General features: G+C 40.9%; 7 protein-coding genes and 1 tRNA gene. All 8 read right to left on the bottom strand.

The genetic code is table 11. The annotated features are described in order from the left end of the window. Positions 1-63: 63 nt before the first annotated feature. The gene (locus tag H3T84_RS08405; protein WP_198218842.1) at positions 64-8,778 is read right to left on the bottom strand and encodes an ESPR-type extended signal peptide-containing protein; all 8,715 of its coding nucleotides are present in this window, start codon (positions 8,776-8,778) and stop codon (positions 64-66) included. A 1,356-nt stretch (positions 8,779-10,134) separates the two neighbouring features. Continuing rightward, positions 10,135-10,512: a DUF6678 family protein gene (locus H3T84_RS08400; protein ID WP_370524098.1), complete on the bottom strand. Its 378-nt coding sequence runs from the start codon at positions 10,510-10,512 to the stop codon at positions 10,135-10,137. A 67-nt stretch (positions 10,513-10,579) separates the two neighbouring features. Then, positions 10,580-11,635: a T6SS immunity protein Tli4 family protein gene (locus tag H3T84_RS12500; RefSeq protein WP_198218840.1), complete on the bottom strand. Its 1,056-nt coding sequence runs from the start codon at positions 11,633-11,635 to the stop codon at positions 10,580-10,582. Between the two features lie 481 nt (positions 11,636-12,116). Further along, positions 12,117-12,190, bottom strand: a tRNA-Gly gene (locus H3T84_RS08390). An 873-nt stretch (positions 12,191-13,063) separates the two neighbouring features. Continuing rightward, entirely contained in the window at positions 13,064-14,344 is a 1,281-nt protein-coding gene (purD, locus tag H3T84_RS08385; protein WP_198218839.1) for a phosphoribosylamine--glycine ligase, read from the bottom strand. A 73-nt stretch (positions 14,345-14,417) separates the two neighbouring features. Further along, positions 14,418-15,026, bottom strand: coding sequence for a YigZ family protein (locus H3T84_RS08380; RefSeq protein WP_198218838.1), 609 nt, complete (start codon positions 15,024-15,026; stop codon positions 14,418-14,420). Beyond that, the gene (locus H3T84_RS08375; RefSeq protein WP_198218837.1) at positions 15,023-16,075 is read right to left on the bottom strand and encodes a low specificity L-threonine aldolase; all 1,053 of its coding nucleotides are present in this window, start codon (positions 16,073-16,075) and stop codon (positions 15,023-15,025) included. Before H3T84_RS08375 ends, H3T84_RS08380 begins: the two co-directional genes overlap by 4 nt. 177 nt (positions 16,076-16,252) lie before the next feature. Next, a complete protein-coding gene (locus tag H3T84_RS08370; RefSeq protein WP_198218836.1) occupies positions 16,253-17,197 on the bottom strand; it encodes an electron transfer flavoprotein subunit alpha/FixB family protein in 945 nt (314 codons plus the stop codon). Positions 17,198-17,206: the final 9 nt, after the last annotated feature.

Below are 17,206 nucleotides of genomic sequence, written 5' to 3'. Positions count from 1 at the left end.
CAATAAATAAGATTTACAGACTTCACAGGAAAAACCCGGAAGTCTGTTTTTAATCAGGTTTTCTTACCATTTAAAGCCAAGTACTGAATTAACAGCTGTCTCTTTGCCCGTAGTAGAAACACCTGCACCCCATGTCACTTTGCCGTTTTTACTTGCTGCCTTATAGTTAAGGCCGACAGCACCATAGCCACGATATGCACCGACACCAACACCAACGGTCTGTTCACCACCATTCAGGGAGGGCAGATAAGCACCGGACAGAGCCATGGCCAGTGCCGTACCGGAATAGGCACGACGCTCAACATGATGAATATTGTCATTCAGCTGGTTAACATATTCATTTATCATGCTAACCTGATTATTCACACCCTTAAGCTGAGCCACATTGACTGCATCAGTATCAGCTGTACCAGCGGCAACCCCGGTTATCTGACGGTATACACCTTTCGATGCATCTCCTACAGATACGGCTCCTTCTGTACTCTTCGTTGCCCGGATTGCTTCTGCCTGCTGCTGTGTTGCCGTTACCGGTATATAGCCCTCTTTACCGGCTGCTGTATTTGCCACCGATCCGGATCCAAGTGCTACGCCTCCGCTCTGAGTTACTTTCGCCTGACTGCCCAGAGCAACACCATTGGCTGACGATGCGCTGGCAGAATCACCTATGGCAACTGCTGAGGTGCCGCTGGCCATTGATGCACCGCCTATTGCAACTGAATCAATTCCCTGTGCAACTGAGGCTGCTTTTGCTGAGTTACTCTTTGCATATTTAGTACCGTAATTTTCCAGATTTTCCAGTGCATCTTTTACATTATTGGCTGACACCACACTACCCGACGGCGTAGTAATATCGTATTTAGGCGGCTTAATACTGTTTGTGTCCGGTTGGGAGGCAGTACCCAGATAAGATGCTACAGAGGAAATCTGACTGTCTATGTTTTTACTGATTGCAGTTGACAGACTCGACAGTGCATCATCAGAAATAGTGCCTGCAGGCAGACCACTTACTACTGTTGACACGCTTGACAAACCAGTTGACACGCTTGATGATAGGGCACTGATACTTTGTTTTACATCCCACAACTGACCAGCATTCACTGCATCAAGAGAACCGGCTGCTATATTACCGCCTTTAACACCGGTAATTATCTGTCCTTCAATACTTCCGCGGGCAGCATCATAAACTGTACCATTCCACTGTAACGCATTCGCATTCAGATTAGCGATACTGGTGCTCATACTACCTGGGGCTGTGCCAATCAATAAATCTGATATCGCTGTTGAAGTGGATGTTGACAAAGAACTCAGATCGGTAGACAGCGAAGTTTTTACTTCGTATAACTGGCCGCCATTTACCGCATCATGCGAACCTGGAGCAAGCTCACCTTCTGCCAGATTCACAATTTTGCGATAAGTAGGAATAGAATCACGAGTCATACCGTTGTTGATTTGGCCTGCATCAAATCCGCCTTGTTCCTCATTCCATTGGATCGCATTCTTTTCGAGATAAGATATAACTTTCTGCATACTTTCGGAAGTAGTTGACACACTGCTTACTGTGCTTGACAGACTTTCATAATTACTGAACAGAGAACTGCCTATAGAATTGATTTGACTAGTAACAGCCGATGAAATAGTTGTTGACAGACTGCTCAGACTGGTTGAAACAGAGATGTAACTGGAGAGACTAAAGAACTGACCTCCGTTAATTGCATCAGTTGAATCTGCTGATACATCACCGGCAGCTACATGGGTAATTCTTTGTGCACTTCCGCTTCCATGACTGGCATCATATGCACTTATATTGCTATTCCATTGCAAGGCATCCTGATTTAATGAAGATACCTGGTTATTGATATTAACATATCCGCTTGACAGGCTGGCTATATCGCTATTTGCTGTGTTCAGACCTGTTGACAGGCTGGATACGTTTTGATTTACCTCTTTCAGGTTATCAGCAATGATTGTGGATATGCTACCCTGCTGAATGTCTGCCATGTTGCTCATGCTGGTTGATAAACTGTTCAGACCGGTTGATGCTGAGCTGGACAGAGCAAAGAACTGACCTCCGTTAATTGCATCGGTTGAATCTGCTGATACATCACCGGCAGCTACATGGGTAATTCTTTGTGCACTTCCGCTTCCATGGCTGGCATTATATGCACTAATACCGCTATTCCATTGCAGGGCATCCTGATTTAATGAAGATACCTGTTTATTGATATTAACATATCCGCTTGACAGGCTGGCTATATCGCTATTTGCTGTGTTCAGACCTGTTGACAGGCTGGATACGTTTTGATTTACCTCTTTCAGGTTATCAGCAATGATTGTGGATATGCTACCCTGCTGAATGTCTGCCATGTTGCTCATGCTGGTTGATAAACTGTTCAGACCGGTTGATGCTGAGCTGGACAGAGCAAAGAGCTGACCTCCGTTAATTGCATCAGTTGAATGTGCTGATACATTACCGGCAGCTACATGGGTAATTCTTTGTGCATTACCGCTTCCATGACTGGCATCATATGCACTTATACTGCTATTCCATTGCAGGGCATCCTGATTTAATGAAGATACCTGTTTATTGATATTAACATATCCGCTTGACAGGCTGGCTATATCGCTGTTAGCTGTGTTCAGACCGGTTGACAGGCTGGATACGTTTTGATTTACATCTTTCAGGTTATCAGCAATGATTGTGGATATGCTACCCTGCTGAATGTCTGCCATGTTGCTCATGCTGGTTGATAAACTGTTCAGACCGGTTGATGCTGAGCTGGACAGAGCAAAGAGCTGACCTCCGTTAATTGCATCGGTTGAATCTGCTGATACATCACCGGCAGCTACATGGGTAATTCTTTGTGCACTTCCGCTTCCATGACTGGCATCATATGCACTTATACCGCTATTCCATTGCAGGGCATCCTGATTTAATGAAGATACCTGTTTATTAATATTAACATATCCACTTGACAGGCTGGTTATATCGCTATTAGCTGTGTTCAGACCTGTTGACAGGCTGGATACGTTTTGATTTACCTCTTTCAGGTTATCAGCAATGATTGTGGATATGCTACTCTGCTGAATGTCTACCATGTTGCTCATGCTGGTTGATAAACTGTTCAGACCGGTTGATGCTGAGCTGGACAGAGCAAAGAGCTGACCTCCGTTAATTGCATCAGTTGAATGTGCTGATACATTACCGGCAGCTACATGGGTAATTCTTTGTGCATTACCGCTTCCATGACTGGCATCATATGCACTTATACTGCTATTCCATTGCAGTGCATCCTGATTAAGCGTACTTATATGGTTATTAACGGTATTTAAAGACTCTGTTAATATACTTGCTGAGCTGTCAATACGCGAAGAAAGCGTGTTGATACCAGTATCCGTACTGGTCGACAGATCGGTTAAACTCTCACCTATACCATCAGACAGCCGGCTCAGATGCTCATGTATAGCAGATGACAAACCGGTAACGATCTCTGAAGTGCTAACAAACGAACTGCTCACACCACTTGAAACACTGCCAGAAAATTCTTGGAAATTGTTGGAGATATTTTCTGATAGCGTATCGAATTGCTGAGAAAGTGAACCAGATGCCGTAGTTGCTGAATCTTCTATTGTACTTAAGCTGGAGAGTATTGAACTGCGCCAGGCAGACAAATGACCATCAGACACAGTTGACAGACTGTGTAACTGAGCACCAGTAACGGCATCAGATGAATCTGATGCTATCAGACCGGCAGCTACATTGGTAATTCTTGCCGGATTTTTGGTTGCTCGACTGGCATCATAAGCAGCAATATCGCTGTTCCATTGTAATGCATTCTGCTCTAATCCGCTCACCCGGGTATCCAGACCGGTAATACTGGAAGAAAGCGTACTTACATTAGTATTAATCAAACTGCTTAATGTCGTTGACAAACTACTAAAACGCCCGCTGATATTATCATTCAGTGCATTAAATGTGCTATTGGTGGTATACAGCTGACCTGCAGTAATGGCATCAGCCGAACCGAGACGCAGATCACCTTCAGCTGCGTTCTTAATCAGATGTTTTTCATCTTTCTGACCATGACTGGCATCAAATGCACTCAGTGAGCTGTTCCACTGTAATGCATTTTGATTAAGACTAGCTATTTTATTGTCAGCGGAAATAAATGCAGAGGATACACTTGATGACAAGTGTGTAATATTATTTTCAATATTTTCCCTGTTTTGTACCAACTGCGATAGCTTCGAATCAGCATTATCAGATAAAGCTGTGGATAAACTGCTGATACCCCTGCTAAAGCTATTGGATACGTCTGTCAGTTTATTTCCCAGATCAGTAATACTGCTGTTAGTACTGTACAGCTGTGCACCAATTACTGCATCTGACGAACCTTCATTCAGACTACCAGCTAATACATGAGTAATGATGCCAGGCTTACCACGATGGCTGGCATCATAGTTTTTGCCATCCCATTGCACAGCATCATCCTGCAGAGCGGAAATACCGGTATTGATATGAGTCAGATCGGCTGCTGTAGTAGTCTCCAGACTGGTCAGCTGACTCTTAGTTTGCTGCACTTTTTCGGATAAATCAGTTATCGTTTCATCATTTTTTTGAGCGATACTCTGTATGGAGCTGCTAATATTATTTATACCGGTACTTAAACTTGTTCCCAGATTACTGATGGCGGCATCAGTGTTATACAACTGATTACCTGTTACCGCATCTTTTGATCCTTCTGTCAGCCGGCCATCAGCAACATGAGTAATTTTTTGCATTCCGTTTTTACCAAAACTGGCATCATAAGCACCATCATTCCATTGCAGTGCCTGCTGTAACCCAGAAATTTGGTTATTTATCTCACCCAGACGTGACTGAGTTCCGGTAGACAGGCTTTCCAGTCCGGGAAAAGATGAATTCTGCATGGCAGCTGACAAGCTGCTCAAATTACTGTCCGTAGTACTGATAAACTTAGATGCATTGCTGTCAAACGCAGTAGAAAGTGAATCTATACTACTATTGGTAGCGAATAACTGCGCACCGGTAACAGCATCGGATGATGTATCATGTAAAATGTCCCCTTTAGCCACATTAGTGATTTTGTTTTTTCCATTATCACCCTGATTATGGCTGGCATCATAAGCTTTTCCATTCCACAATAAACTATCCTGCTGCAGAGTAGCAATATGCGAGTTAGCTGTCTGTACACCGGAATCCATATTACCATGCACACTATTGATATCTGTAGCAATAGAATTACTCAGACTCGTTTGCGCAGCAGTTAGACTGCTATCAATCTTACCGGAATAAATATTAAACTGATTATCAGATTCTGCTTTCAGATCACTGATTCTGGTATTGGTCCGGTATAACTGCCCTCCGGTTACGGCATCCGTTGAATCGGACTGCAAACTGCCCTCTGCTACATGGGTAATTTTCTCCGTACTATCAGGATTACCGTGACTGGCATCATAAGCGTTCCCGTTCCACAACAACAGATTTTTCTTTAAACCCGCTATTTGATTACCTGCCGTACTCAGACTGCTACTAATGGTATCAGCCAGGCGATTAATTTCAGTATCAGATAAACCATTTAATGAATTTATTGCCTGGTTTACAGCAGCGATACTTGTAGACGTAGATACCGAGAATACATGAATCTGACCCATATTAATCAGATCAGTTGAATTTTCTTTTACCTCGCCGGCCGCTATATTGGTAATGTTCTGGTTTCCCTGCGTACCGTGAGCAGCACTGTATGCCTTATCTTCACTATTCCACAGTAAAGCATTACTTTGTAAGGCACTGAGACTCGTATTGGAACCGTTCACAAGTTCCATACCGCTTTGCAGCGTATTTTCAGAATATCTGCTCAGTTGTGTCGACAAGCTGCTCAATCCGGTAGCAGTTGAAGCCGTTAAATTATTCAGAGATGTGTTTGTTGAATCTAACTGTGCTCCGGTAACAGCATCAGCTGATGAATCAGTTAAATCAGCCCCGGCTACTCCGGTAATAGCCTGATTTTTTCCAGCACGCTGTGCATTAAAGCTCTTTCCGTCAAACAACAGTACTTGTTGCTGCAATGCCGAAATGTTGCTATTAATCTGACCGACAGAGCGCAAAGCACTTGCTGTCAGTGTACTTACGCTAGTATCTATCTCGGTATTCAGATCATAATACTGACCACCAGTTACCGCATCAGTTGAAGCGAAATCAACAACACCGGCAGAGACATGAGTGATTTTCTGATTTTCATCATTATCACCGTGTCTGGCACGATACACCTTATGAATATCATCCCATTGCAGTGCATCATTTTGTAAAGCAGCGACTTGATTACCTGTATCACTCAGACTTGTTGATAGTTTTTCCAGACCGGAAGATTCATACAGTGAGCTGGATAAACTACTGAAACTTGTGCTGACGCTATTGGACAGACTGCTAATATTGGTATTAGTGGCATGCAACTGACCGCCGGTTACGGCATCGGTTGAATCAGCTGCTAACGAACCTTCTGCCACACCTGTTATCTTGTGGTCAGTATTATCATTATCAGCCCTGAATTCGCCTTCAGGCAGACCATTCCATTTTAATATGCCTGTTTGCAGATTATGGATACCGGTAAAAACCGATGTAGAATAACTATCTATACTAGTATTGATTTGGCTGGTTGAAGTATCAACTATATTTTTAGCCTCAGTTGTACCGCTATTAAGCGTACTCAGACCACTATCTATACTGGATGATAAAGAGCTCAGCGACGAATTGGTCGCATAAAGCAGTCTGCCATTAACCAGATCGGTTGAACCGGCGTTACTGATATCTGCATCAGCTACGTGAATGATTTTACGCGGTGTTTTACCATCATAAATTTTAGCGTCATAGAATCCGCCCTGATCCAGCAGGAGCTTTTTCTGTATAGAAGTAATATTATCTGCTAAAGATGTACTCAGCCGGGAAATATTTTCTCCAACCTCACCAGAAGTATTCTGATCACCAAACTTCTGCTTTATCTGCGATGAAACAGTACTGATGCTGCTATTAAACGAATCAAATTTTGCAGGTATTGCAGCAGAACTACTGATGATAGTCTTATCTGCTGCAATCAGATTAGTATCAATACTGGTTGACGCAGACGAAAAAATACCCGGAACTGAAAAGCTCAGATTTTTTAACTGAGCAACATTAACTGCATCCGTATCCTCGGTACCCGCCGCAACATCTGTAATCTGCCGGGTAATATTTTGTTTTGGGTCAGTATTGCCTATGGCAACAGCACCATTGGTACTTTTCCAGGCAGCTGTACTAACCGGATCGCTGTAGGTTGCATGATTATTTGGATTATAGCCAGCAACATCCTGAGCTGTATTCGCCAGAGAACCGGAACCCAGAGCAACACCGCCAGACACCGTAGCCTCCGCACCAGTACCTATTGCCATAGCATCAGCACCGCTAACAGAGGTTTGATTACCTAGAGCAAGAGCATTATCTGCACTAATGCTGGCGTGATTACCAATTACCGTTGCTCCGGTACCTGCAATACCTGTTGAGGTACCTACTGTATTATCGCTACCGATTATATGAGCACCGTCAACGGCATTATTGATCACATTGTTGTTACCGAAGATGGCGGTATTGGCTGCCGAAATACCGTCTGTAATAAGGCTCCCCTTCGTATCAAAGTTCCCGCCTGTATTACTGTTACCCAGAGATAAAGTTTTATTTCCTTTAATATGGGTATAGCCTGTTGTTACATTCTTCTGTGTACCATCATCCTTGTTATAGGTAGTAGGTGTCTGTGCGCTGCCGATAGCAATTGATTGCTCACCATCTACCGCATTACCGGAACCGATACCGATACTTTGCTTGCCGGCAAGAATATTATCGTTACCAATGGCTACGCTGGAATCCAGTCCTGCATGAGCCCCTACCCCGACACCTACAGTACCGTCAGCATTAGCCCGTGCCTGCAAACCCAGCGCAACACTTCCCACACCATCAGACTGAGCCACAGAACCCAGAGCAACACCGGACACACCAGTAGCTTCAGATGAAATTCCGATCGCATTGGACGCCCGCCCGGAAGCCACAGCTGCCGCACCAAATGCCTGAGCTCCGCCGGCAGTAGCAGTAGTATTAACACCAAAAGCCAGGGAATAATTACCTGTTGTTAATGAAGCGCAACCATAGGAAAAAGACCCTACTCCATATGCCAATGGCATAACATTATTTTCTCCACCAGTAATTTGGTTCTGAAAACCGGCAGTACCGTATTTTCCACCTATAATAACTGTCGTATTGTTAGTAGCCCATTTTTCTGCTTGAGTGGTTGAACCATACGGTGTGAATTTACCATTCGCAGGAGTCGTAGTTGTAATTACTTTATTCTGTGCAAACCGCAAATATTCTTCTAGTGGGCTAATTCCTTTTTTTCCTGCATTTGAACGACCCTGAACAACATCATGACCACAGTGGTCATCATCGCCTACTATAGAAACTGCACTAAAGCTGGTTTTACTAGCAGACTTGTTAATATACGATCCCCAGAGAGAAGTCCGGTCAGCCGCTGCTACTGTATCAGCAGAATACAAAGATATATTGATCAGCGAGGCAAGTAATCCGAGTCTGAAAGTACAAAGACCCATCCTGGCCAACAGAGATGGCTTAGCAGTATCACTGGAAACCGCATTGGCCTTGGTTTTACTTTTTGCTAATTCAGAAGCGGCCACCCAAGTCTGAGTGGATTCGTTCCATATCGCACGATATATTTTATTCAATTGGTTTACTCCTAATTTTTTAAAATCATGCGTTTATCAAAATTACTTTAATAAATTAAAGATAGATTAAAATTAAGTTAAATTATTCAGAAATATAACATAAATATTTAAATGAATGCGAATGAATAAGTAACATTATTATACTTAAACACAGGCAAAATCATTCAAAAATCTCAGAAATAAATAATTTTAACTATATAATTTATATAATTTTTTTACGTTTATATTTTATCTATTTATTCTTATACGTTATTTGTTTATTTATTATCAAATGTATTATAAAAGCGACAATATATTAAATAAGTTAAATTTTAGTAACGATTAATCTGCATCCGTAATGGTTTAAATTTTTCTATTTAAACTACTATAATATATATATTTTTTGTGACACATTAATTTGTATTCCATTATTATTTATGCTGTTAAGATAAAGTGCTTTTTTTGAAAATAGTATTAATTATTAACAATATAATAAAATTATTATGCAATATTTATATCTTATAAATTAAAACTTTAAAAGCTAATTGATTCATATTAAACAATAGCAAGTCATCAATTTAAATAAATTTTTACGGATAAAATTAAATGCGCCGGACCATAGTTGCTATTTCTGCTTTATAAGAGGAATAAACCAACTATCAGAGAGTTAAACCTGCTCTTAAGTTAGAAAGCATCAGCCAGCCTGTACATAAAGCATCGGCTAGCGGCAACAATTGCTGATTTTTAATCAAAATTTCAGGGATAAATTTTTATCAGCGAGATGGTACAGCTGATGAAATAAGTAAACTATGACCAAAACCAATAGTCGAGCAAACTGCACATTTATCGGTATATGAATTTTGTATTACTGATTCAAACCGTTTGATTTAAATAAAAAATCTTCTCTTCTGCTGTTATCAGATAAGATACGTATTAGTTTAAATAAACCAGAATAAAAAATTTACAGCTTGTGTATAAATCTGTGGATATCATTCTATAGCAGATAATAAATCCACATATAACTACAAATATCGATCAAATATTCCCGAAGATTTTTCTGATGTTTCAATACTTGCTTTATTGACAGCAAATCATGGCAGCAGTTTCCAAATATCAGATTATATTGTTCTTGTTGTAACTCTTTATTAATAAAATATATTTTTATTATCCAAATTAAGAGAAATTTATCTTTTAGTTATTTCTCCACAGATATCTAATCGCAAACTTTCTTCTAATAAAACAAGAAATATTAAGCTTATTCTTTAAGTAGATTGCTGATTTTCAATACCTAGTTTCGCTGAATAAGCAAAAAGAGTGTTCCGTAATAAAACAAAAAATAAGATTATTTACTCTGTAAATTTTTATATTTATCGAATGCTAAGGGTTTTTATATCCATAAATAGTAAAAATATTATCTTTTCTGTTATAAGGTATATTCAGCCGGTTAAGTATTGTCCTGAAAGCTTCTGTTTCATCTAAAACTTCATTTTCCACTAAACGCCCACAATATTTGCTTAATTGCGGGCATACTTTTATCCATTCAATATTAAATAATGCTGATATACCTTCATGATAATAATTTGACCAGTCATTTATCCACCAGGGTATTTTTTCAAAAGAAGGTTCTGCAATATTGTCACCATCGGTAACACATCGCAGTATATACGGAGGCGGAAATGATAATTCTTTAACTGCATATTGAAGTTCAAGCCATTTAATGTCATTCATAAATGAAACAAGTTGCCTTTTTACAATGACGACAGAAACTTTTACTTTTAGCTTATTGATGAAGTTAAACTTTCTAATCTTTTTAAGTGATCATTCATTGCTCAGTTGCTCTTCGTTTAACTGAGGCTTCAATTTTTTTTGCTAGTTCATATATCTCATCTTTTGTCAGCGGAGTTTTGCCTTTGGATTCGCTCTGATTGCCGATTACTGATAATATTAACCAAGGGTGATTTTTTTTACTACTTACTGTATTTCTTGAATCGTCATCAACCACACTATAATATCCATAATCAGATGGTGACTTATCCTGATATTTTATCTCAACCAATCCTGCTATGCCTTGCCGACCATCCATTCTAATTCTTTTATATTTTGGAAATCCTAATAATATTATATTTTCAATATTGTAGTTATTAACATCATAATTATTGTTCCAAAAGCTATTAAATTCTTCTTTGGCATAATTATTCAATGAGTTAGTAAATGAACGAGTATTTTCTGCAAAAGAAATTACAATATCGGGATGTTCATTCAATCGAAATGAGACTGTAAGATTTACAGGAGTACTTGAATCATCATCAGCCACAAAACTATAGGGAAAGCATTTTCCCGCCATTTGCGGTACTTCAAATAAGTTGCGTGTTGAAAAACCATTTATAATTGCTTTAGCGTTTTGTTCATAAAAATCAAAGTCTCTTTTTTTACCTTGATAATCAGAATAGAAAGAATAAATTTTATTATTTTCAGCAAAAATTACACGTGAAGCGACTGTAGCATAAAATCCAAAATTATTTTTTTTATTCCACAATTCTGCTAAAATTTCAGGGTTTTCTTTCTTAACTTGTTGAATAGAATTCTGCATCTTTTTTTTAACGTTAATGAATTCAGTATCAGTCCAATTCGCAGTAATTGACAAGTTATTATGATTATAATTAAAAGTTGATAAAAGCGCCCATTTACCATCTGAAAAATAGACTGGAAATCTTGTTTTAGGTTCAAAATATTTATTGGTAGGATACAATGCAACCTCAATATTATCGGGTAGATCAATCGTATAAGATCCGATGCATTCGGTTTTAAACGACAAATCAGATGCCATCGTAATATTGCTGATAGTCATACAAATTGTTAATAAAATAGCTTTTTTCACGTTGTTATCCTTATATTACTAACCGGATATGGTAAGAAATAGCATTATTTTCACCCTCAGTCGAATGAATTGGTAGCAGTGTAAATAGTTGCTATGGTGACTAATAATAGTCTTATATTCTTCATATAATTCTGCTGCTGAGTTCGGCTTATTTGAAGACATATATTTCCGGCATTGTATATTTCACACTGATAATTCAACCAAGCATATTAAAGGAAGATATTGATGCCAGCACTGACATTCCAGGATACAGATTTTACAGCAGGTTTGCTAAGCCGAACTGATAAATCGGTTAGCAGCGTTATATCTGCTTATTTTTTAATGTCAAACTAACCGGAACAAGCAATAGTACCTGGTACTGAAGTATTTATCTAACCTCAAACACATCATAGGAAATAAGATAAGATACTCAAAAAAGCTGTCGGATTGAATATAGCAGCAGACTGATTATCACTAACTATTGACTTATCAAAAGAAGATTTGGAGCGGATAACGGGATTCGAACCCGCCCGAACTGCTTGGGAAGCAGTTATGCTACCACTACATCATATCCGCACAGCAATTGCTTATTATAAATATGCAATGTTGCCGGTAAGCTTACCGTTGTGGATTATAGCCTTATTAATACCAAACAACCAGATAACATTTCTCTCCAGTTTAGAAATTCAGGATTAGGCACAGCAATAGTTAGCATCGCCTATTCAATATCCGGCTAATTCACTGAGAATTGCAACAGATTATTTTCTCCGTCCATTGAAATTTTGACAGATTATTAGGCCTGATTTGAAATTTACTGATCACTAATAGTTAACATCTTTTCTGGAAAAAATTTCAGCATACTTTTAAATAAAATAGGTGCTTAAAAACCATATTTTTGGCCAGAAATCCGTCGACTGTGGATAAATACTGGATAAATGACTATGTGCAGACAATCCAGTATTGATGACAACTATCATTTTATATGGTGTCTGTTATCAATAATCGATATCTGAATGAGTCATATTTAATTTTGATTATAATTGCTGATAATACACAGTTAATAAAGAATATTCTGATGCTTAAATCCTCTTATTGAAACCTGTTCAAATTTTTCGCATAAAACAGTTTTATACTGATCTCTCAAAATCGTTAGAATATGCCGATTTATTTTAACTGCTGAGGATATAATCAAGTTATAGACAGCATTATCCATAGCATCATTTTTATATTTATCCACAGAATCGATTTAATTACAGTTTTATATTCTTATCATTTGCCTGTGCTAAACTAAAATTGTATATCACCATAATCAAATTTATCTTAATAATTTGATAGTGCATACTAATTATCTGGTTTAGCCAAAAAATTATGTATTCTGTTCGGCTAAACTAAACAGAATACATAATTAAAATATCTGTTGATAAACAGGATAAAATATAAAAATCAGATTTAGTTATCCACAGCTTTTAATGCTTTTGCACCAATATCATGCCGGTATTGCATACCGGCAAATTTTATCGATGCCAGAGCAGTATAAGCTTTGGTTTGTGCAGTTTTGATATCTGCACCTAATCCGACTACACATAATACCCGGCCGCCATGAGTAACCAGTTCATGCCGGGAATTAAGCGCGGTACCGGCATGGAAAACTTTTCCGGTTTGATTAGCTTCAGTAATCCCGGAAATTACATCTCCCTTACGCGGATCCTGTGGATAACCAGCCGCCGCCAGTACCACACCAACAGCAGCCTGATCTCGCCATTCAGCGGTCACCGTATCAAGCCGGCCGTCCAGAGCAGCTTCTATCAGCTCCACCAGATCACTTTGTAACCGACACATAATCGGCTGAGTTTCAGGATCACCAAACCGGCAGTTAAATTCTATGGTATACGGTACTCCACTATCATCTATCATCAAACCGGCATACAGAAAGCCGCGATAAGGGTGGCCGTCAGCCTGCATCCCCTTTACTACAGGTAGAATAATTTCATCCATTACCCGCTGATATACAGCTTCAGTCACTACCGGAGCAGGAGAATAAGCACCCATTCCGCCGGTATTTGGGCCTTTATCGAAATCAAGCAGGCGTTTGTGATCCTGACTGGTAGCCATGGGTAAAACATGCTCACCATCCACCATAACAATAAAGCTGGCTTCTTCTCCCTGTAAAAAATCTTCGATTACCACCCGGCTACCGGCAGCACCCATAGCATTGTCCCGCAACATATCATCTACAGCCTGATGAGCTTCGGCCAGTGTCATGGCAACAATCACTCCTTTACCGGCTGCCAGACCATCAGCCTTGATAACAATCGGTGCGCCTTTCTGACTGATATACTGATGAGCAGCTTCAGCATCAGTAAAAGTCTGATAGGCAGCTGTGGGGATACCCGTTCTAGCCATAAACGCCTTAGCAAAATCTTTAGAGCTTTCCAGCTGAGCGCAATATTGGCTCGGACCAAAAACAGCCAGACCAGCGGCCGTAAATTTATCCACAATACCGGCTGCCAGTGGTGCTTCCGGTCCGACTACTGTAAATGCTATTTGCTGTTCACGACAGAAGGCAATCAACTGCTGATGATCAGATACAGCAAGGTTGAGCAGCTTTGGTTCTGTTGCAGTACCGGCATTACCCGGAGCAACATAAACCGTATTTACTTTGGGAGACTGTGCCAAACGCCAGGCCAGAGCGTGTTCCCTTCCACCGCTGCCGATAACCAGTAATTTCATATACCCCTTCTCCAAAATAAGGTGTGTATGCAGCCAGCCGGCTGCATTTTATAGCATTAACCAGTAATAATATTCAGTTATCCAGTTTAACATCAATCATCCGCAGCTTGCGTAAAGATGACAGCCCACTTTCCAGCTGAGCAAGCGGCAGGCGGACAGACAGACAGCACTGCTGTTGCAGATCCTGCTGTATTATCTGTGCCTGCTGCTGCCGGCACCAGCGCATTGCTTCACTCAAATGAGCATAATCACAATAAAGCCATAATTGCCGGCATACATCCAGACAAATTTTATCAGCAGCTTCTATCGCTGCCGCAGTAGCAGATTTATAAGCATGGATCAGCCCAGGCACTCCCAGCAAAGTGCCACCAAAATAACGTATCACTATCACTAAAACGTCAGTGATATTCGCAGAATCAATCTGTCCGAGAATCGGCCGGCCGGCACTGCCGGCAGGTTCTCCATCATCATTGGCACGATAACGGTTACCGTCTACACCCAGACGCCATGCAAAACAGCAATGACGCGCCTTGTGATGCTGTTCCCGTAAAGTTTGCACATACTGGCGAATTTCTGATTCATCCTGCACCGGATAGGCAAAGGCCAGAAAACGGCTGCCTTTATCTTTAAATTCAGCCTGCGCCGGTGCTGCCAGCGTTGTGTACTGATAAATTGTACTCATTTTTCCGCAATAGCCTGCCTGATTGCGGCCGCAAATGCATCAACTTGTTCAGGCGTGGTATCAAAACTGGTCATCCAGCGTACCTCTCCTTTGCTTTCATCCCAGTCATAAAAATGAAACTGCTGATGCAAACGGGCACGAGCATTAGCAGGTAATATGGCAAATATGGCATTTGCCTGAACTTTTTGAGTAACCGATACTTGCTCAATTGCGGTCAATGATGCAGCCAGCCGCTTTGCCATCAGATTACTGCTGGCGGCCAGATCCAGCCACAGATCGTCTTCCAGCCATGCCAGAAATTGTGCTGAAATAAAACGCATTTTTGCGCCAAGCTGAGCATTAATTTTACGCAGATACGGCATAGCAGCATGAGTATCTGCGCGCATACTGATGATACATTCGCCCTGCAGCATACCATTTTTAGTACCGCCCAGATTAAGCATATCCACACCTGTATCAGTAATCATGGTTCTGGCGTCAGTATTTTCCGCTACCAGTGCATTCGCCAGCCGTGCTCCATCCAGATAAAGCTGCATATTATGTTTATGACAATATTCGGCCAGATTACGGATTTCAGCCACACTATAACAAGTGCCCAGCTCAGTAGTCTGGCTGATATACACAACTGCCGGCTGAGCACGATGTTCCATTCCAAAACCCCAGGCTTGCCGGGCTACCTGTTGCGGGGTTAATTTACCATCATCAGTAGCAACTGTCAGGAGCTTTACGCCGGCCAGATGTTCAGGCGCCACTCCTTCATCACACTGAACATGTGCGCTCTCCGCACAAATCACCGCACCCCAGCGCGGCAACAATGCCTGTAAAGCGGTAACATTGGCTCCGGTTCCGTTAAATACCGGAAAAGCTTCAGCCTGCTCACCAAATAACTGTTTGATTTTCTGTTGCAGAGCAAGCGTATACACATCAGCACCATAAGCAGGCTGATGTCCGCCATTAGCAATTGTCAGTGCCTGGATAATTTTCGAGTGGACACCTGAATAATTATCTGATGCAAATGCATAATTTTGATTATCATGTAATCGGTTCATCGTTTTAAGCTGAATTTTTTATAAAAGACATCATAAAAATTGCCTGAATACTGGGTATATTCAGGCAGTTTACCGGCAATCAGTTACAGCAAACCGGATACTTTTTACCTGTTTGTTTCAAGGCTAAACTGTTGAATAATGTTTCACGTGAAACATTATTCAACAACCATCAGCAATTTAATGTCCGAGAGCCTTTAACTGTTCGAGCAGTTCTGGTACAGCAGTATTTAAATCAGCAACCAGCGCATAATCAGCTACATTAAAAATTGGAGCATCAGCATCTTTATTAATAGCCACAATAACTTTACTGTCTTTCATTCCGGCCAGATGCTGAATGGCTCCTGAAATACCAATAGCAATATATAACTCCGGTGCGACTACTTTCCCTGTCTGCCCTACCTGATAATCGTTCGGAGCATAACCGGCATCCACAGCCGCGCGTGAAGCACCGATAGCTGCATTCAGGGTATCGGCAAGCGAGTTGAGAAGTGCAGCAAAATTTTCAGCACTGCCCAAACCACGTCCGCCACTGACTACCACTTTAGCAGTAGTCAGCTCAGGATGATCTGATTTGGTCAGTTTACGTTCAATAAAACGGCTTAATTCAGGCACAGGAACAGCGGCAACAGATTCAATTGCTGCTTGCCCGCCAGCAGATTCAGCCAGAGCAAATGAGGTAGTCCGGATTGTCAGCAACTGTTTCGATTGTTCACTACGCACTGTCTGCAAAGCATTTCCGGCATAAATCGGATGAACAAATGTCTGACTGTCAATAATGGCAACAACATCAGAAACAGGGGCACAATCAAGTAAAGCCGCAATACGCGGTAATAAATTTTTACCGAAACAAGTAGCTGCTGCAATAATATGATCATATAAATCAGCAAGTTGCACTACCAGCGGAGCTACTGCTTCCGCCAATACCTGAGCATAGTCAGGAGCATCAGCCAGTAATACTTTTCGTACCCCGCTAATTTGCTGTGCCTGGGCAGCGATACCGGCCACATTGTGCCCGGCTATCAAAATATCAATTTCTCCCAGTTGCTGTGCTGCAGATACAGCATGCAAAGTAGCCTCATCCAGACAGGATTGCTGATACTCAGCAATAATCAATACAGACATTAATATCTC

Origin of the sequence: Snodgrassella sp. M0110, assembly GCF_016101465.1 — a bacterium.
Lineage (GTDB): Bacteria > Pseudomonadota > Gammaproteobacteria > Burkholderiales > Neisseriaceae > Snodgrassella > Snodgrassella alvi.
This window is presented reverse-complemented; position numbering and strand designations above follow the sequence as displayed.

What these genes read in the sequence shown, in the direction of transcription:
- H3T84_RS08380 (WP_198218838.1), bottom strand. Translation starts at nt 15,026, where the DNA reads ATGAGTACAATTTATCAGTACACAACGCTGGCAGCACCGGCGCAGGCT.
- purD (WP_198218839.1), bottom strand. Translation starts at nt 14,344, where the DNA reads ATGAAATTACTGGTTATCGGCAGCGGTGGAAGGGAACACGCTCTGGCC.
- H3T84_RS08375 (WP_198218837.1), bottom strand. Translation starts at nt 16,075, where the DNA reads ATGAACCGATTACATGATAATCAAAATTATGCATTTGCATCAGATAAT.
- H3T84_RS08370 (WP_198218836.1), bottom strand. Translation starts at nt 17,197, where the DNA reads ATGTCTGTATTGATTATTGCTGAGTATCAGCAATCCTGTCTGGATGAG.